The sequence below is a fragment of the Rudaeicoccus suwonensis genome, from assembly GCF_007829035.1.
In the GTDB taxonomy this organism is placed as follows: Bacteria; Actinomycetota; Actinomycetes; order Actinomycetales; family Dermatophilaceae; genus Rudaeicoccus; species Rudaeicoccus suwonensis.
Map to the genome: position 1 here is coordinate 1936420 of NZ_VIVQ01000001.1, position 18596 is coordinate 1955015.

The window sequence follows — 18596 nt, forward strand, 5'->3', positions numbered from 1 at the left end:
CCGGTCACTGACCGATCGCCGCCGACAACGCGCGTGAAAAGTCCAGTGCCTGCTGCAGATTCGCGTCGCCGTCGGCGTCGGCGCTGACACGCAGCGCGATGTCGTCGCCGGCGATCGAGCCTTCGTAACCGTGATCGGCGCCGCAGTCGGGGTCACCACACGTCGCCGGCAGCAGGTCCACCCGGCTGACCGCTCCCCACGAAATCGTCACGGTCACCTCGCGGCCGAGGCTGCCCTCGACATACGTCTCGGGAGACGGCATGACGTGGGCAAGCATGACGCCACGGACTGCCGACAAGGGCACAGTTTCGGTGGTCGCCGTCGCCACCGAGCCAAGGTGGGCCACCGGGGACTCCGGCGTGGGTGTGTGGTCGTCGGCGTGGGCCACGATCAGCCGGCGAGACGTCAGCGCGACGACGGTGACGTGACGACGAACCGTCTCGTTATCGATGGTGGTCTCGGCGTGCACCAAGTGCGACAGGACCAAATCGGTTCCGACTGCAGTCGCGACGACGTCGGCGACGAGCGCCGGGAAGTACCCCGCCTGCTCGATGTCGGACAGCAGTCCCTGCGGCAGGACGGCACCGGTGATCTGTTCACTGCGTGAAGCCATGAGGGACATTCTCGCAGCATGCCTACGGTGCTCGCGATGGCTGTGTGCAGATCGCTCTCAGCGCGCTGTCGGCAACGATCTGCGACCGGTGTCGGTCCGCGAGCGCGAGGGAGCGACCGTTGCCGCAGCACCGAGGACCTCGAGCCCCGAAGAGTGGGTGTTGATCGGGTTGAGCTCCAGCGCTGCGACCTCCGGCAGGTGCTCGGCCAGGACAGCGACCCGCGCGATCAGATCTTCCAGCGCCGCACGGTCGATCGCCATACCGCCGCCGCGCCCGCTCAGCAGCGGCGCTGCCCGCACCGAGCCGATCAGGTCGCGCACATCGGCAGCGGACATCGGCGGAATCCGGTAACCGATGTCGCCCATGACCTCCGTCGGGGCGCCGCCGAGGCCGAACCGCACGACCGGGCCGAACAGCGGATCCTCACCCGTCGACACGACGCACGCGATGCCGGGAGGCGCCATCCGTTGCACGACGAGGCGATTCGCGTGCAACGTTCGCAGCCGCTCGTCCAGTGACCGGAAGGCATCGCGCACGGCGGCGTCGTGATGCAGGTCCGCGCGCACGGCGGTGATCGGTTGTGCCCGCACCAGCGGCGAGACCGACTTGACCACGACCGGGTAGCCGACGCGTCGGGCAGCTGCGACGGCTTCGTCCGGCGACCTCACCAGGGTGACCGGCCACACCGAGATGCCGTATGCCGCAAGCAACTCCTGCAGTTCGGCAGCTGTCAACGCGCGACCCTCCCGCGAGCCGGCCAGAACCCTGGCGATCAGCGCCTCGGCGGCAATCCGGTCGATTCCATCGGGCATCACCGGCACCCCCCGCTCACTGGCGCGCCATTCGCCGTATCGCGTGGCAGCGGCCAGCGCGCGGACCCCGTCCTCGGGCATCGAGTATGCCGGGACCACCTTGCTGCGGCCGTCGCTCGTGGTGCCGCCCGCGAGCGCCTCGGACACTCCCTCGATGCCCAGGAAACTGGTGATGCAGGGTTTGTCATGATCGGAGGCGACACGAGCCAGGCTCTGGGCCAGAGCGAGTCCGGCGAAGATCCGCGACTGCATGAAGCCGGTGATGACGCTGTCGACATTGGGGTCCTCGAAAGCGGCAGTCACCGCCGCGGCACACTCGTCCGGGCCCGATTCGGCGGGAAGGTCGATCGGGCCGTGTGTCACCTCCAGGCCCCAGCTGACGGCGGCATCGGCGGCAAGGGCCCCCATGGCTGCGGAGTTGCTGACGATGGCGACACGCGGGCCGCGCGGGATCGGCTGGTGCACGACCAACTGGCCGACGTCGAAGAGTTGGTGGACGTTCTCCACCCGGATCACGCCCGCCTGCCGCAGCATCGCCGCGAAGGCCTCGGGTCGGGCGTTCGTGACGCGCACCCGGTGACCCGGCGGAACGCCATACTCGGAGACTCCGGACTTGACCACGATCACCGGTTTGCGAAGCGCCAACCTGCGCGCGATGCGGGAGAACTTGCGCGGGTTGCCCATCGATTCGAGGTAGAGGCCGACCGCCTTGGTGGCGTCGTCGTCGATCCACAACTGCATGATGTCGTTGCCGGACACGTCGGCCCGGTTGCCGGTGGACACGAAGTGCGACAGGCCCAGCCCACGACGGGTGGCGAAATCGAGAACGGCGATACCGAGTGCGCCGCTTTGGGAGAAGAGCCCGAACCCACCCGTCGGCGGCATCTCCGGGGCCATCGAGGCGTTGAGCCGCACCTGAGGGTCGGTGTTGATGATGCCGAAGGAGTTCGGCCCGACCACCCGCATACCGTGTCGCCGCGCGGCCCGCACCAGCTGGGCCTGCCGACGCTCGCCCTCCGGACCCGCCTCCGCGAAACCCGACGACACCACGAGCAGCGCCTTGACGCCGTGCGCGGCGCAGTCGGTCACGACCTGCATCACTTCGGCGGCCGGGACGGCGACGACGGCAAGGTCGACCGGTTCAGGCAGATCGGTGACCTTGGCGAACAACTCACGATCGGCCAATTCGTCGTGACTGCGCGCGTTGACGGCATACAGGCGGCCGGTGTAGCCACCGTCGACGAGGTGGTCGAGCAGTCCGCGTCCGACCGAATCCAGCCGGTGACTGACGCCGATGACAGCGACGGATTCCGGCGACAGCAGCGTGTGCACGCTGCGTGCCTCGGCACGCTGCTCACGTGCGGCGCGCACTGCCTGGGATTGTTCGGTGGGTTCGATCCGGAACGACAGTGAGATGACGCCGTCGTCGAACCGGCGGTCGACCTCGTAGCCGGCGTCGGTGAAGACGCCCATCATCTTGCGGTTCTGCGGGAGCACGTCGGCGACGAACTCCTGAACCCCGGACTCCGCACCGATCACAGCCAGGTGTTCGAGCAGCACGGAGCCGACACCTCGGCCCTGGAAGTCGTCGGCGACGTTGAAGGCGACCTCGGCGCGTGGACTGTCCGGCCCGGAGAGCCGGTCGTAGCGCGCGACTCCGACCATCTGCTCGCTGGCCTCCATGATCAGGGCGACCCGCTCGCGGTAGTCGACCGTGGCGAACCGTTGGGCGTCGCGATCGCTCAGGTGCCGCAGCGGCGCGAAGAACCGTAGGTAGATCGATTCCTCGGACTGCCGCTCATGGAATTGCTGCAGTCGTTGCACGTCGTCCGGCCGGATCGGCCGCACCTGCGCGACTGAGCCGTCGCGCAGCACGACATCGGCTTCCCAGTCCTGCGGATAGCCCTCCGGCAACGCCGGCGGCGTGGCCCGCTCGGGCGCGGTCGCCGAGGTGTCACCCGGATCGACGCTCATGGCGTCCAGCATCCCAGGTCACCTCGTGGGGTCAATGACTCCCCAGGTCTGCCCGTAATCGTCGGACACCAGGATCTGGCTGTTGGTGCGCGTGAACGCGTAGAAGATCCGGCTGCCGGGACTGGCGAGCCAGTTGACCCCGGTCGCCGGTGTGGCGACTGCCGCCGGGGCGAAACTGCCACCGCCGTCGCCGGAGACGAGCACATTGCCCGAGCCGGTCGCAGTCGACGCGCTGCCCGCCGGCTGACCACCGGTCGCCGCGACCACATGCTTCTCGTCCGCAGCCGCGAGCCACACCTGCCCCAGGTTCGGCAGGGTCAGCGCCGAAGTGGACACAGTGGTCCAGGTCTGCCCGTCGTCGGTGCTGCGGACAACGGTGTAGGTGGCGTCGGCCCCCGAGACCCGCTCATCGCACAGGCCATAGAGCACCAGCGCGGAGATGTTCGTCGCCGGGGTGAGGGCCTGGATCGGCGTGCTCGCGCAGGACGACGGCCCGGTGAGTGGCACGAGGTTGCCACCGACAAGTCGCATCGCCGACGGGGACGCCGCGCTGCCGGAGGAGGTGAGCTCGACATACGTCTGGTTGTTCTGCACCACGATCCGGCCGGCGCTGATCGCCGAGGACGGCGACGTGGTCGCCACCATATCGGTGTCGTTGTTGCTCTGCGCCGAGATCTTGCTGACGTAGACCGGCCCTGAGCAGACGCCCTGTGTGCAGCCCGACGCGCTGAGAACCATGATCTGGCCCTGCCAGATCTCGACGTCGAGGACGATGTCGCCGGGGTGCTGCATCTGGGTGAAGCTGGCGCCGCCGTCGTGGGTGACCCACAGCCCCCCACCAAAGACATAACCGGTGGTGGCCGTCGCGAATCTCACCTGGGTGGCCGCGCCCGACGGTTGGATCGACGGCACGGTCTGACCGGTCGCGCTGGAGACGTCGGTGCCCTCGAAGGTGTGCACCGCGGACCATGTCTGACCGTCGGTGCCCGACCGCAGCAACACCGGGCAGGTTCCGTCACTGCTGCAGGTCTGCGCGCCGAGCGCGTACAGCGTGTTCTGCGCCGCGTAGCTCACCGACCAGGTGGTGAACGACTTGGGCACCGCGAACGGTTGCTGCGTCGCCGTGGAATTCGGGGCTGTGGCAGGACCTGACCCGAGACGAGGCTGGCCCGTGGCGGCGGGCACCGTGGTGTCGACTCCGGTCTGCTTTGTCGGTTGCTGCCAGCTCCAGATCGCGAACAGAGCCACGATCGCCACCGCCGCACTGGCGATGATCGTGACGTGGCTGCGCCGCCGTGTGGTGGTGCGCGCGGACCGCAGGATCCGCTGCCAATCCAGGTCGGTGGCCGGTTGGCTCTCGACGGAGTCGCGCTGCTGTGCGAAGAAGCGGGCGACCGGGTCGTCGTCGTTCACGGGCTCGGATGCCCTGCGCGGATCAGAGTTCATCGCACACCCTCCAGAGCCGCAGCCAGTTGCTTGCGCGCATCGAACAGATCTCGTTTGACGGCGCCTTCGGACTTGCCGGTTTGTATGGCGACCTGCGCTATCGACAGGTCAGCGTAATAGTGCAGCAGCACCGCGAGCCGGAAACGTTCCGGCAACGACTCCACCGCCTGACGGACGGTCACGCGAGTCGCCGAGTCGAACTCCGGCGCCGCGACATCGGGATCCACCGGCTGACCGGCCGTCAACTTGTCGTATGCCGCGGACTCCCGACCGCGCTTGCGCCAATGGTCGCGGACCTGGTTCGCCGCGGCCGTGTACAGCCAGGCACGCGGATCCTGCACTGAATCCCAGTGCTTGATGAGCTTGATGAAGGCATCGGTGGCCACGTCGTGGGCCAGATCCCGGTCGCCGATCAGCGACGTCGTCCACCCCGCCAATCGACCGAAATGCGCGTCATACACCTGCCGTACATCTTGCTCGACGGCCGCCTCCCCCGACGTCACGCACCCCCACCTTTCCCGAGAACGAGCGGCACGGTGCACCGCAGGGAACGCAATCGTCATACCAGCTGGACGACGCAGGAGCCCTCTCGGTTGGCTGCCGCCTCAAACATTGTGACCGTGTCCTGGCATCCAGGGCCGATTCACAGCCGAGCCACAGGAGGTCACCCTATCCCGCGGCTGACAGGCCCTGGGCCTACGGTGGCCGGATGCAACTCGATGACGCGATCTTCGGACGCCGGATGGTGCGCCGCTTCGACCCGGACCGCCCTGTTCCGCGCACCGCCCTGGACAACATCGCCCGCTCCGCTGTGCGCGCTCCCAGCGCCGGTTTCAGCCAGGGTTGGGATTTCGTGATTCTCGAGGGCGCGGCGCGCGAGTCCTTCTGGACCGCCAGCGCGGATGCGGATGGCCCGGACGCTTGGCTGCGCGGGGTGATGAGCGCGCCGACGCTGATCCTGTGCGTCTCGGACAAAAACCGTTACCTCGACCGGTACGCCAAGGACGACAAGCCCTGGCCCGACCGCAGCGAATCCCACTGGCCGGTGCCTTACTGGGACGTCGACACCGGTATGGCGTCGATGCTGATGCTGCTCACGGCGGTGCAGGAGGGCCTCGGCGGACTTTTCTTCGGAGTCGCAGTCGAGCGGCACGTCGCCGTCCGAGATGTCTTCGGCATACCGGACGAACACAACATCGTCGGCGTCATCGCGCTGGGATACGCCAGCAGCACCAAGGCGTCCGGCAGCACCCGGTCCGTGACCCGCCGGCCGTTGGAGGACACCTTCCACGACGGTGCCTTCGGCCGGCCGTATGCCGTTCAGCCCGCCACCACCAGCGACTGATCGACTGCGCTCAGTCCGGCGGCACCGGCCAGCCCCATGGCGTGTGCGAGTTCGTCCGTGAGGCCACTGAGCACCGCTCGCACTCCCGCGGCTCCGTCGGCACCCAGACCCCACAGCACCGGGCGACCGACAAAGACAGCAGCCGCGCCGAGCGCCAGCGCGGTCAGCGCATCGAATCCGGACCGGATGCCACCGTCGACGATCACCGGAGCGTCACCGCCCACCGCTGCGACGACCTCCGGGAGCGCGCGTGCCGTCGGGACGGCCCGGTCGAGTTGTCGGCCACCGTGGTTGCTGACCCACACCCCCGATGCCCCGGCGGCCAACAGTTCGTGGGCATCGTCCCCGCGCAGCACCCCTTTGACGATCACCGGCAGACCGGTGAGTTCGGCGAGCGCCCGGACGTCGGCGACGGTCTGATCGGCCCGCTGATCGATGCGATCCCACGCCTCGTCGACGGGTCCGCGCAGATGTTCGCCCACATTGACCAGCGCAAGCTCGTCCGACATCGGCAACGGCCGGACCGCCTGCCCGGCGCTGCGATAACCCACGTATGGCGTGTCGCCGGTCAACACGAGCGCGCTCGCGCCGGCGCGGGTCGCTCGGAGCGCCAGCGCCTCGGTGACCTCGCGGTCGCGCATCGAATACACCTGGAACCACCATGGCCCGCCGATACCGGCAGCGACATCCTCGATGCGCGTGGTCGACCTGCTCGACAGCACCATCGGCGATCCGCAGTGAGCGGCTGCCCTCGCCGTCGCCAACTCCCCGTCCGGGTGGACCAGCCGGTGGAAGGCGGTCGGCGCCACGCCGATCGGCGTGCGCCACCGTCCGAACAGGCTCAGTTCGGTGGACACGTGCGACACGTCGCGCAGCACGTGCGGACGCAGCCGCCACGTCGACCACGCGTCGGTGGCCTCCTCGACGCTGACGTTCTCGCCGGCGCCGCGGTTGAGGTAGTGCCAGACCTGCGGGTCACAGGTGCGGGCAGCCTGGTCGCGCAACCCGCGCAGCATCTCGCGCACATCAACCTCCTCGTCGGGCCCACCCCGTCGAAATTCGACACCAGGGCGGTTACAGGTGCCACCTCAGCAAACATCGCTCACTAGCATGACGGGCATGACCCTCTCACGTCCTGTGCGCATCGGCGTGCAACTCCAGCCGCAGCATGCTCCGTATTCCGCGATCCGCGACGCCGTCCGGCGTGCCGAGGATCTCGGCGTCGACGTGGCCTTCAACTGGGACCACTTCTACCCGCTGTACGGCGAGCCGGAAGGCATGCACTTCGAGTGCTGGACCATGCTCAGTGCCTGGGCGGAGCAGACCAGCCGCGTCGAGATCGGCGCGCTGGTGACCTGCAACAGCTACCGCAATCCGGATCTGCTCGCCGACATGGCGCGCACCGTCGACCACATCAGTGACGGTCGACTCATCCTCGGCATCGGCTCGGGCTGGTTCGAAAAGGACTACGAATCATACGGATTCGAGTTCGGCACCGCCGGTGGACGACTGGACGACCTGGCCAATGCGCTCCCCCGCATCGAGGCGCGTTTCGAGGCGTTGAACCCTGCTCCGACCCGCAAGATCCCGGTGCTCATCGGTGGTGGCGGCGAGAAGAAGACCCTGCGTCTGGTCGCGCAGCACGCGGACATCTGGCACACCTTTGCCGACCCTGAGGTGTTGAGCCACAAGCTCGAGGTGCTGCGCGGACACTGCGACAGCGTCGGGCGCGATCTGAACGACATCGAGGTTTCCGTGGGCGTCGGCGGACGAGGCCGAGACGGCGGTCAGGCGGGCGAGCCCGAGGAGGAGGGCAGCCCGCTGCTCGACCTCGGTGCGCGGTTGTTCACCGTCGGCACAGGTGGACCCGACTACGACATGTCGGTGCTGGAGAAGTGGATCGCCTGGCGCGACCGCGTCAACTCCTGAGGTGACGACGGTCCCGGTCCGCCCACGCACCATCCGCACGTGGGCGCTGCTCGCCGGTGCGGCCGCCGCACTGCTGAGCCTGGCCTGGTCCTGGCGTCCGAGCATCTGGTTCGACGAGACGGCGAGCTTGTCCGCGGTCCGGCGACCGTGGTGGTCGCTCATCGACGTGGTGCATCACGTCGACCTGGTCCATCTCACGTTCTACTCGTTGTTGCGTTGCTGGTCGGATGTGTTCGGCACGTCCGGCTTCGCCATCCGCTCGCTGTCGGCCGTGCTGCTCGGCGCCTGCTGCGCCCTCGGGGTGCTCGTCGCCAAAGAATTGTTCGACGAGCGGGTGGCCGCCTGGTCGACGCTGACCTTCCTGCTGCTGCCCGGACTCACCTGGTCGGGCTTCGACGCCCGCTCGAGCGCCTTCTCGTGCTTCACCTCGATGCTGGCGGTCTGGGTGTTGCTCAAGGCCAAGGCCCGTGGCGGCCGCTGGTGGGTGCTGTATGCCGCAGCCCTCATGTTGTCGGTCTTCGTGCAACTGCTGACGGTCATCGCGCTGGTGGTGCACCTGGTCATCGCGCGCGAGCGGTGGCGCCCGTGGGTCCTCTCCGCGGCGGTCGCCCTTGTGCTCTTGGCACCGTTCATCCTGGCCGCCCACGGTCAGCAGGGCCAGATCAGCTGGCTCCATATCCAGCCACTGGATTCAGCTGTCTCTGTTGGCTTTTCACAGTTCTTCCTCGGGATGCGAAGCGACTCCCGCAACCCGCTGGTGACGATCGTCGGTCCGGCGCTGCTCGGCGCCAGCGCCTGGGCACTCGTGGTGATCGGCTGGCGTCGCAGCCGCGGCTGGGCCGTCGCGCTGATCTGGGCCCTGGTGCCTGCCATGCTCGCCGTTGCCTGGTCGCTCGTGGCGTCGCCGATCTACCAGGAGCGCTATTTTTCGTGGTGTGCTCCGGCATACGCCATGTTGATGGCAGCAGGAATCGACCGGCTGTGGCGCTCTCGTCGGCCGCTCGGAGTCGCCCTGACCGTGGCGGCGGTGCTGGGCGCATTGCCCGTCACGGTGGCCCAGCGGGGGCCGCACGCGAAGTACGACCAGGACTACCGACTGCTCGCGTCATACGTGCGCGCCCTGCCCCGCGCGGGAACCGGCGTGTTCTACGCGACTCCCGCCTCGCGTGCCGGCAGCATCGCCTATCCGTCGAGTTTCACCGGCCTGCAAGACTTTTCGCTCGGCCAGTCCCCCGTCGCATCGGGCACGCTGTTCGGGGTGAATGCCCCGGACAGCACCACATTGGCGCGACTGAAGGCCGCTCATGTCAGGCACGTGTTGCTGTTGTACGAATTCCAGACACCACTGCGGAAGCGCCCGCAACTGCCGGAGTTGCAGGCGGCCGGCTGCACTCTGCAGTGGGACAAGGTGATCAGCCGCACCAGTGCCGCGTGGTTCGAGTGCACCTGGCGGTGAACACCCGCGCCCGGCGGCCGGGTGTCGCGGATGGGTTCGCACGCGCGATGTTGGATGATGAGCCGCGCAACAGATGGACGATCGGGTAAATCAGAAGGGCGGCCAATGGCACGCGGCAAGAAGCGCGATGACATCGAGTACATCGACGACGACCAGCAGAACATCGTCGACATCGACGTCGAGGATGAGATGCAGGCGGCATACCTTGAGTACGCCTACTCGGTCATCTACTCCCGTGCTCTGCCTGACGCGCGTGACGGCCTCAAGCCGGTACAGCGGCGGATCCTGTTCGCGATGGACGAGTTGCGACTGTTCCCGGACCGCAATCACGTGAAGTCTTCGCGTGTCATCGGGGAGGTCATGGGTAAATACCACCCGCACGGCGACCAGGCGATCTACGACACCTTGGTCCGTATGGCGCAGAGCTTCACGATGCGGCTGCCGCTCATCGACGGTCACGGCAACTTCGGGTCACTGGATGACGGACCGGCCGCTGCGCGATACACCGAGGTGCGCCTTGCTCCGGTGGCGCTGACGATGACGCGCAGCCTCGGCGAGGACACCGTCGACTTCGTCCCGAACTACGACGACAGCGAGATGCAGCCCGACGTGCTGCCGGCGGCCTTCCCCAATCTGCTGGTCAACGGCGCGAGCGGCATCGCCGTCGGCATGGCCACCAACATGGCACCGCACAACCTCGGCGAGGTCGTCGCCGCGGCGCGTCACCTGATCGCGCACCCGGACTGCTCGTTGGACGACCTGATGAAATTCGTGCCAGGGCCCGACCTGCCGTGCGGTGGCCGCATCATCGGTCTCGACGGTGTGCGCGACGCCTATCTGACCGGGCGCGGCAGCTTCCGCACCCGCGCCACCGCCACCATCGAAAACCTCACTCCCCGCAGAAAATCCATCGTTGTCACCGAGTTGCCCTACCTGGTCGGCGCGGAGAAGGTCATCGAGCGGATGAAGGACCTGGTGCAGGCCAAGAAGCTGCAGGGCATCGCCGATGTCTACGACCTGTCGGACATGTCCGGCATGCGGTTGGTGATCGACGTCAAGAACGGTTTCAATCCCGAGGCTGTGCTCGAAACCCTCTACAAACAAACGCCGTTGGAGGAATCCTTCGGCATCAACAATGTCACCCTCGTCGACGGCCAGCCGCGCACCCTGGGCTTGAAGGAACTGCTCAAGGTGTATGTCGATTTCCGCATCGACGTCGTGCGCCGCCGCACCGCCTTCCGGCTGGCCAAGAAGCAGGACCGGCTGCACCTGGTCGAGGGCCTGCTGCTCGCGATTCTCGACATCGACGAGGTCATCCAGCTGATTCGCTCCTCGGACGACGCCGGCACAGCGCGCGCCCGCCTCATCGAGGTCTTCGACCTGTCGACCGCCCAGGCGGACTACATCCTTGAGTTGCAGTTGCGCCGTCTGACGAAGTTCTCGCGCATCGAGCTCGAGAAGGAGCAGGACGAGCTGCGCCGCGAGATCGAGCAGTTGCAGGCGATCCTCGACGACGAGAAGCTGCTGCACCGGACCGTCTCCAATGAACTCGCAGACGTGGCAAAGGAATTCGGCACGCCGCGGCGCACCGTGCTGCTCGAGGGCGGACAGGCGGTGTCGTCGGCATCAGGCCCCCTGGAGGTGTCCGACGACCCGTGCTGGGTGCTGCTGTCGTCGACGGGGCTGCTCGCGCGCACCACCGGAGTCGACCCGCTGTCGACGCAGGGCAGCCGACGCAAGCACGACGTGGTCGTCTCGCGCGTGCGCACGACGGCACGTGGCGAGTTCGCCGTGGTGACCAGCGCCGGGCGCATGGTGCGGCTGACCGCCCTCGATCTGCCGGCGCTTCCGCCGACCAACGACGCGCCGGTCCTGGCCGGCGGCGCCCCGCTGGCGGCATACATCGACCTGCCGCCCGGCGAGCAGCCACTGGCACTGGTCTCGGTGGCTGCCGACTCCAAGGGCCTGGCGGTCGGCACGGCGCAGGGCGTCGTCAAGCGTGTGAACCCCGACTACCCGGGTAAGGACTCCTTCGAGATCATCACGCTCAAAGACGGTGATCACCTCGTCGGCGCGGTCGAAATCGAGACCGGCGAGGAGCACCTGGTGTTCGTCACCGACGATGCGCAGCTGCTGCACTTCTCCGCCGAAAGCGTTCGCCCGCAAGGGCGTTCAGGCGGCGGTATGGCGGGGATCAAGCTCTCGCCGAAGGCAGCCGTCATCTGGTTCGGCGCTGTCGCTCCGAGCGACGCGAGTGTCGTGGTCACCTGCGCAGGAGCATCGGGGGCACTACCCGGCACGAGCATCGCGTCGGTCAAAGTCGCGCCGTTCGCGGAGTTCCCAAGCAAGGGCCGCGCCACCGGCGGCGTGCGCTGCCAGAGGTTCCTGCGCGACGAGGATCAACTGGTGCTCGCCTGGGCCGGCACCGGCCCCGCGCGCGCTGCGTCGGCCACGGGTGCCGCGGTCGAGCTGCCGAGCGCTGACGGCAAGCGCGACGGCAGCGGCGTTCCGGCGGCCGGTCAGCTCGTCGCGATCGCAGGAGCCTTCGACTGAGGGTCATCTCGCTCGATCGCAGGAGCCTCGGCTGGTGACTTCTGGACGGCGACCCGACCGGCGGATGCGCCGGCGCCCCTCGCTCACGCGTTGACCTGTCGGCACACGTCGTTATCCGGCGGTCACAACGACACCTTCTGCCAGGTCAACCCGCAGCTCCTGACGCGACGCTCGTGTCTTACCGCCCGACCCCGGTCACCCCAGCCGCAGGTACATGACGTGCAAGCCCACGAGTCCGTCCGTGGGGTGCCGGAATGCCTCGGGAACCGTGCCGATGATCCGGAAGCCGAGGGACTGCCACAGTGCGACCGCGGCGGCATTGCTCTCGACAACTGCGTTGAACTGGATCGCGTGGTAACCATTTTCGCGATGCCACTGCACGACGTACTTACCCATTGCCCTTCCGGCGCCATGTCCACGAGCCGCCTCGGCGACCATGAAACTCGCTGTGCCCACGTGGTCACCGTTGCCGGGCCGATTCGGTCCCATCTTCGCTGTGCCGATCACTGCGCCGTCGTCATCGACTGCGACCACCGTCGCGCCCGGCGCCTCGGCCAGCCACAACCGTCGTGCCTCGTCCGACGTCAGATCCGTGGGATAGGCGTAGGTGTCACCAGCGGCTACAACTGCTTGGAAGATCGGCCAGACGGCGGGCCAGTCGGCGGCAGTTGCGGTGCGAATCAACGTCATTCGCCGACCTGCCCGTCGATCGACTGCCGGATCAGGTCTGCGTGACCGTTGTGGCGGGCGTACTCCTCGACGAGGTGCAGCAGGATCCAGCGCAGCGAAAAGCGTTCTCCCGTATGACGACTCGGACGCTGTGATTCTGCCGCGAGGCCGCCACCGGCGAGCGCTGCACTGATCACTGTGTCCGCCCGGGCCACCGATGCGTCATACAGCTCGCGCAACTCGGTCGGGCTGTCCAGATGTGCGCTGTGCCACTCCCAGTCGGGGTCGTCGTCACCAGCAGACGCCCACGGTTCCGGATCCGGCTGGCCGGCGAAGACCACGACAAGCCAGTTGTCCTCGACGAGTGCGAGGTGTTTCAGCATCCCGCCGAGGGTCATGTCCGAGGGAGCAAGCGTCGTGGCGAGCTGCTCGGCGGTGAGTCCACCAATCTTCATCCGCAAGGTGTCCCGGTGATAGTTCAGAAAGCCGAGGAGCGTCTCGGCCTCCCCGGCGCGCAGTGCCGGGTCACGGCGGTCGTCCGGTGCGAACGTGGCAGTCGTCATACCGGCGAACCTACCGACGGCCGGTGCGGTAGTCATCCGATTTCAGCGACCACCCGTTGATCCGCGTGTGTTTTCTCCGCTGCACCCTCACCGCGTCGACGGGCGAGCAGCAGAAGCCCTGCCACCACCACGATCGACCCCGTCGAGACCACTCCACCGATCAGCAGGATCGAGTGGATGCCGTGAGCGGTCGCGTCGACGGCGACGTTGGCCAGCATGCTGCGGTCTGCCGCGGGCGCATGCGCCGCAACGAGTTTGCCTGCTCCCGATTCGACCGCACCCGAGATCGTCGCGACCGTCTGGCGGGGCAGTTGCGCCACGCCGAGATCGGCCGTGACGCGTGAGCGCACGTTCGAGGTGAACACCGCGCCCAGAGCCGCAACACCCGCAGCCGTGCCGACCTGCCGAAGCGTATTGACGACACCGGTCGCCATACCTGCACGGTCTGGTTCGACGGAGGCCAGCGCCGCAGCCGACATCACCGCGCTCGATGCGCCGAGCCCGACTCCGGCGAGTGCGAGCCCCGGAGCGAGGGCCAGCCAGCCGCTGTGGGCATCGATACGCGAGGCCCACAGCAGGCCCACCGCGACGGTCACGAGGCTGGCTGGCAGGGTCACCACCGGCGGTACCTGGCGGCCGAGCTGAGCCGTCACCGGCGCAGCGACGAAGGCCGCCAGACTCAGCGGCAGGAAGCGCAGACCGGCCCCGAACGGCGAAAAGCCCAGTGAGTTCACGAAATACAGGCCCACGTAGTTCGTCGCGGCGACGATCGTTCCGGCGATCACGAAGCCGCTCAGACCGATGCCGACGAAGCCGGGTCGGCGAAAGAGTTCGAGGTCGACCATCGGTTCGTCGACGACCGCAGCACGTATGACGAAGCCGATCAGGGCCAGCACGCTCACCGCGAAGGCGCCGAGGATCTGTGCCGATGACCACCCCGCACTCTGCCCGCGGATCAGCCCGAACACCAGAGCGGCGAGTGCCACGGTGAGCAGTGCCGTGCCGATCCAGTCGGCGGCGCGCGGCACCGCCGCCTTCGACTGCGGCAGGTACCTGCGCGCCGCCACGAAGGCGGCAATGCCGATCGGCACGTTGATCGCGAAGATCCACTTCCAGCCGAGGTGGTCGACGATCGCTCCGCCGAGCAGCGGTCCGACCGCCGTCGCCGACGCCAGCACCGCGCCGAAGATGCCGACCGCCTTCGCGCGGGAGGCCAGGTCGGGGTATGCGTGACCGAGGATCGGCATGGTCGTGGCGAACAGCATGGCCGCGCCGATGCCCTGCAGCCCGCGCATCAGGTTGAGCATCATCGGATCCACCGACAGTGCGCACATCAGCGAGCCGAGCGTGAAGACAGCCATGCCGGAGCTGAACATCGTGCGCCGACCGATGCGATCGCCCATCGTGGCGGCCGTCAGCAGGAGCGCCGCCAGCGGCAGCGTGTACGCGTCGACGACCCATTGCAGGTCGCTGAGATTCGACCCCAGGTCCCGTTGGATGTCGGGCAGGGCCACCGCGACGATCGTGAGGTCGAGCATGAGCATGAACATCGCGGTGCAGATGAGAGTGAGCGAGATGCCCGGCCTCGAGACCCGTGCTGACGTGGCGTCGTCTTGCGCGGTGGTGATCGACATGGCGTCCTCAATTCGACGAATCAGTGAGTGAACACCCGTAGCCTAACGGTCGTAGCCCTACGAGTGTCAATCTTTGATCACACAGAGCACAATGAGGCCATGACGAAACGAACGCCGTCCGCGCGAGGCGAGGGTGGCCAGCTGCGCGAGGACATCGTGGACACAGCACTCCAACTCGTGGAGGAGCTCGACGATCCCTGGTCGCTGTCCCTTCGAGCTGTCGCCCGCAAGCTGGGAATTGCCGCCACGTCGATCTACCTGCACTTCGACTCGCTCGAATCGCTATTGACCGCAGTGAAATCCAAGCTCTGGCTGCAGTTCGGCGAGCAACTCGCGGAGGCGGGCCATACGACGGACGACTCCCCCAAGGATCGACTCGTCGAGCTCGGCCTGCTGTATGCCGACTTCGCCGAAAAGCGCCCCGGAGCTTTCCGGACACTCTTCGCGACGAGCTGGAACCTCGACCTGCCCGACGGCTGCGACTACATCGGCCAGCCCGAATTCGAACTCATCGTCGACACGGTCCGCCCGGTCTGCACCTCAGACGAGGACGCCCGCGAGCGCGCCATCCAGTTGTGGTGCGGGATCCACGGGGCCGTCGTGCTGCGCAGCCCGCTCAGCAAGTTCCCGTGGCCGGACCTGCGCGAACAGATCAACGCTCTCGCGACACGCATCACCAGTTGAGACGACCCGGCGCGCGCCGATTCGGCGGAACCAAAAGCCGCGATCGGTTGACCTGGCAGCAGACGTCGTTATCCGACGCCCAAAACGACACCTACGGACAGCTCGCCCGGTCGCACCGCACGTAGCCGCTCAGTCGAACACCCGACCACCTCGATACCCACCCAACCTGGGCGGCGAACCGCGGGACCGCGGCGCCGGTCAGCCTTGAGCGGCAGCCTTCGCCGCGGCCTTGGCCGACTTCTTGAAATCCCTGACCTTCTGCAGGGATTCGGCATCGACGACGTCTGCGACGGACCGGAAGCTGCCGACCTCGGCATACGGCCCGATCGCCTCGCGCCAACCCGCCGACTGCACACCCAGTTGCTTGCCGAGCAGCGCGGCGAAGATCCGCGCCTTCTGCTCACCGAAACCGGGTAGCGCCATCAGTCGCCTCAACAGCTCTCGCGTGTCGGACGCGGTCGTCCAGATGGCGGCGGTGTCACCGTCATACTCATCGCGCACGACCGCCGCGACGGCCATCACCCGGCGAGCCATCGACCCGGCATACCGGTGGATCGCCGGCGGCTGGACGCACAACTGCACGAAGGCCTCCTCGTCGGCAGCGGCGATCTGGACCGGGTCGATGGATCCGAAGCGGTCGGCGATCTTGGCCGGTCCCTGAAACGCGCGCTCCATCGGAAACTGCTGATCGAGCAGCATCCCGACGACCAACGCGAACGGATGGTCGGACAGCACGGCGTCGGCGTGCTCGTCTTGCGCGATGCAGAGCGTCATGACGCCCGAGAATACGCGCCGAAGCGCCTGCCGTGAGTCGTCACCGATTCCACCAATTGAAATTAATCTTCCAAAATGCGTGACACGGGTCACAGCGACCGCCTACTATCGCATCCCAGGACCTGCTGTTCGGCATGGATAACCTGCTGGTCCCGCCTTGAAGGCCCGTCAACCATGTCTGCCTCATCTCGGCAGACATGGTCAGGAGCCCACCCGATGACCGCAACAGCTACCAGGCGCCGCGCCGTCCACCCGGTCGATGAGGTGTTGCCGCCCAGCAAACTCGCGATCTACGGATTCCAGCACGTGCTCGCGTTCTACGCCGGTGCCGTCATCGTGCCGATCCTGCTCGCCAGCAGCCTCAAGCTGAGCACGGAGCAGTTGATCCACCTGATCAATGCCGACCTGTTCACCTGCGGCATCGCCTCGATCATCCAGTCGATCGGATTCTGGAAGGTCGGCGTCCGGCTGCCGCTGCTGCAGGGCGTGACCTTCACTGCGGTGTCACCGATGATCTCCATCGGCCTCGCGGCCGGCGGCGGTGTCAACGGCCTCCTCACGATCTACGGGTCGGTGCTCGTCGCGGGCCTGGTCACCCTGGCGATCGCCCCATTGTTCGGCAAGCTGGTCCGCTTCTTCCCGCCCGTGGTCACCGGCTCGGTCATCACCATCATCGGCCTGTCGCTCTTGCCGGTCGCCGCCGGCGACGCGGTCACCAGCGCGAACGGCAAGTCCGACCCCACCTCGGTGCGCAATCTGTGTTATGCGATCGGCACCGTCCTGCTCATCGTCGCCCTGCAACGCATCTTCCGTGGGTTCATCGCCACGGTGGCGGTGCTCATCGGACTGGTCATCGGCACCGTGGTCGCCTGGTCGATGGGTGACGCGCACTTCGGTTCGGTCGGTTCGTCCAGCTGGGTCGGAGTCACCACCCCGTTCCATTTCGGAGCGCCGAAATTCGCGGTGGCAGCGTGTATCTCGATGATCATCGTCATGCTGATCACAGCGGTCGAAACCACCGGCGACGTCTTCGCCACCGCCGAGATCGTCGACAAGCGAGTCGACTCCAGCGACGTCACCCGCGCCCTCCGCGCCGACGGCCTCGCCACGATGATCGGCGGTGTCCTCAACTCTTTTCCCTACACCTGCTTCGCCGAGAACGTCGGTCTGGTGCGGCTGACCCGGGTCAAAAGTCGGTATGTCGTCGCCACCGCGGGCGCGTTCATGATCGTGCTGGGCCTGCTGCCCAAGGCGGCGGCAATCGTCGCAGGCATCCCGACGCCGGTGCTCGGTGGTGCCGGTCTGGCGATGTTCGCGACCGTGGCCGTGGTCGGCATACAAACCCTCGCCAAGGTCGATTTTCAGGACCACCGCAACGTGATCATCGTGGCCACCAGCCTGGGGCTGGCGATGTTTGTCACCGCCGAACCTGGTGTCGCGCAGACGCTTCCGCAGTGGGCCCAGGTCTTCCTCGGCAGCGGAATCACCATCGGCAGCATCAGCGCGTTCGTGCTGTACCTCGTCTTCCATCACCTTGGCTCCGGTCTCGGACCGGCAGTCGCCGGTCGTCCAGGCGACTTGATCCGTCTCGAGCAGGTCAACCGGATGAGCCGCGCCGACTTCGTGAGCACTTTCGGTGAACTCTTCGAGGGTCCGACCTCCGTCGTCGAACGGGCCTACGATCAAAGGCCGTTCAGCACCACGCACGACCTTCGACGCTCGTTCCAGGAAGCGCTCTTCGCGTCCGACCCGGGCGAGCGAACCGCCCTCCTCAACGCGTACCCTCCCCTGGGCGAGCCCGCCACCGACGAAGCACATGCTGCGTCCGTCGACGACCAGCGCTCGGCGGGCCTGACCGATCTGACCGCTGCCGAGCGCAGCGAACTCCACGAGCTGACGAGCACGTATGCCGAGCGTTTCGGCATGCCGCTGGTCCTGTGTGTGCGCGGTGAGACCTCCGTCCCGACGCTCATGGCGCACGGCTGGGAGCGGCTGGCGAACTCTCCGGCGCAGGAGCAGGCAGCGGCCGTTGTCGAGGTGGCCAAGATCGCCGGCCACCGGTTCGACCGGCTTGTCGAGGACGCCAACCCGATCCCGATGTCCCGCACCAGCCATCTGCGGCTGAACGAGGCGAGTCGATGAC

Annotated in this window: 15 protein-coding genes; 6 read left to right on the forward strand and 9 right to left on the reverse strand. The window is 67.3% G+C overall.

All coding sequences use genetic code 11. The features are described from left to right. Window positions 1–4: 4 nt before the first annotated feature. Genes BKA23_RS08875 through BKA23_RS08890 form a run of 4 tightly spaced genes read right to left on the reverse strand, consistent with a single transcriptional unit; the run spans window position 5 to window position 5349 of the window. Complete coding sequence (locus BKA23_RS08875; protein WP_145227370.1) at window positions 5–613, reverse strand: DUF5998 family protein; 609 nt, start codon at window positions 611–613, stop codon at window positions 5–7. A gap of 57 nt (window positions 614–670) precedes the next feature. Next, the gene (locus BKA23_RS08880) at window positions 671–3400 is read right to left on the reverse strand and encodes a bifunctional acetate--CoA ligase family protein/GNAT family N-acetyltransferase (RefSeq protein WP_145227372.1); all 2730 of its coding nucleotides are present in this window, start codon (window positions 3398–3400) and stop codon (window positions 671–673) included. Window positions 3401–3418: 18 nt separating this feature from the next. Further along, window positions 3419–4846 carry a sialidase family protein gene (locus tag BKA23_RS08885; protein WP_145227374.1) on the reverse strand — a complete coding sequence of 476 codons (1428 nt, stop codon included), beginning with the start codon at window positions 4844–4846 and terminating at the stop codon, window positions 3419–3421. Next, window positions 4843–5349: an RNA polymerase sigma factor gene (locus BKA23_RS08890; RefSeq protein ID WP_170226432.1), complete on the reverse strand. Its 507-nt coding sequence runs from the start codon at window positions 5347–5349 to the stop codon at window positions 4843–4845. The genes BKA23_RS08885 and BKA23_RS08890 overlap by 4 nt, the downstream gene beginning before the upstream one ends. 206 nt (window positions 5350–5555) lie before the next feature. On the opposite strand from BKA23_RS08890, the gene BKA23_RS08895 reads away from it, so the two are divergent. Beyond that, complete coding sequence (locus BKA23_RS08895) at window positions 5556–6191, forward strand: nitroreductase family protein (RefSeq protein ID WP_145227379.1); 636 nt, start codon at window positions 5556–5558, stop codon at window positions 6189–6191. Here BKA23_RS08895 and BKA23_RS08900 read toward each other — a convergent pair. Continuing rightward, window positions 6167–7207 carry an alpha-hydroxy acid oxidase gene (locus BKA23_RS08900; RefSeq protein WP_145228389.1) on the reverse strand — a complete coding sequence of 347 codons (1041 nt, stop codon included), beginning with the start codon at window positions 7205–7207 and terminating at the stop codon, window positions 6167–6169. The two genes, BKA23_RS08895 and BKA23_RS08900, sit on opposite strands and share 25 nt — an antisense overlap. A gap of 103 nt (window positions 7208–7310) precedes the next feature. Between BKA23_RS08900 and BKA23_RS08905 the strand changes: the two genes are divergently transcribed. From BKA23_RS08905 to BKA23_RS08915, 3 genes are all read left to right on the forward strand, one after another. After that, entirely contained in the window at window positions 7311–8120 is an 810-nt protein-coding gene (locus BKA23_RS08905; RefSeq protein WP_145227382.1) for an LLM class F420-dependent oxidoreductase, read from the forward strand. 1 nt (window position 8121) lies between these two features. Then, on the forward strand, window positions 8122–9576 hold the full coding sequence (locus BKA23_RS08910) for a glycosyltransferase family 39 protein (RefSeq protein WP_170226434.1): 1455 nt from the start codon (window positions 8122–8124) through the stop codon (window positions 9574–9576). Window positions 9577–9681: 105 nt separating this feature from the next. Next, complete coding sequence (locus BKA23_RS08915) at window positions 9682–12129, forward strand: DNA gyrase/topoisomerase IV subunit A (RefSeq protein WP_145227386.1); 2448 nt, start codon at window positions 9682–9684, stop codon at window positions 12127–12129. A 195-nt stretch (window positions 12130–12324) separates the two neighbouring features. Here BKA23_RS08915 and BKA23_RS08920 read toward each other — a convergent pair whose 3' ends face one another. The 3 genes from BKA23_RS08920 to BKA23_RS08930 are packed head-to-tail and all read right to left on the reverse strand — an operon-like array spanning window position 12325 to window position 14995. Further along, window positions 12325–12819 (reverse strand): GNAT family N-acetyltransferase, encoded by a 495-nt coding sequence (locus BKA23_RS08920; protein ID WP_145227388.1) that lies wholly within the window; start codon window positions 12817–12819, stop codon window positions 12325–12327. Continuing rightward, the gene (locus BKA23_RS08925; protein ID WP_145227390.1) at window positions 12816–13361 is read right to left on the reverse strand and encodes a DinB family protein; all 546 of its coding nucleotides are present in this window, start codon (window positions 13359–13361) and stop codon (window positions 12816–12818) included. The genes BKA23_RS08920 and BKA23_RS08925 overlap by 4 nt, the downstream gene beginning before the upstream one ends. A 32-nt stretch (window positions 13362–13393) precedes the next feature. Next, the gene (locus BKA23_RS08930; RefSeq protein ID WP_145227392.1) at window positions 13394–14995 is read right to left on the reverse strand and encodes an MFS transporter; all 1602 of its coding nucleotides are present in this window, start codon (window positions 14993–14995) and stop codon (window positions 13394–13396) included. A gap of 99 nt (window positions 14996–15094) precedes the next feature. Between BKA23_RS08930 and BKA23_RS08935 the strand changes: the two genes are divergently transcribed. After that, complete coding sequence (locus BKA23_RS08935) at window positions 15095–15679, forward strand: TetR/AcrR family transcriptional regulator (RefSeq protein WP_145227394.1); 585 nt, start codon at window positions 15095–15097, stop codon at window positions 15677–15679. Between the two features lie 198 nt (window positions 15680–15877). Here BKA23_RS08935 and BKA23_RS08940 read toward each other — a convergent pair whose 3' ends face one another. Beyond that, complete coding sequence (locus BKA23_RS08940; protein WP_145227396.1) at window positions 15878–16453, reverse strand: HhH-GPD-type base excision DNA repair protein; 576 nt, start codon at window positions 16451–16453, stop codon at window positions 15878–15880. 216 nt (window positions 16454–16669) lie between these two features. On the opposite strand from BKA23_RS08940, the gene uraD reads away from it, so the two are divergent. Further along, entirely contained in the window at window positions 16670–18595 is a 1926-nt protein-coding gene (uraD, locus tag BKA23_RS08945; RefSeq protein ID WP_145227398.1) for a 2-oxo-4-hydroxy-4-carboxy-5-ureidoimidazoline decarboxylase, read from the forward strand. The last annotated feature ends 1 nt before the right edge of the window (window position 18596 follow it).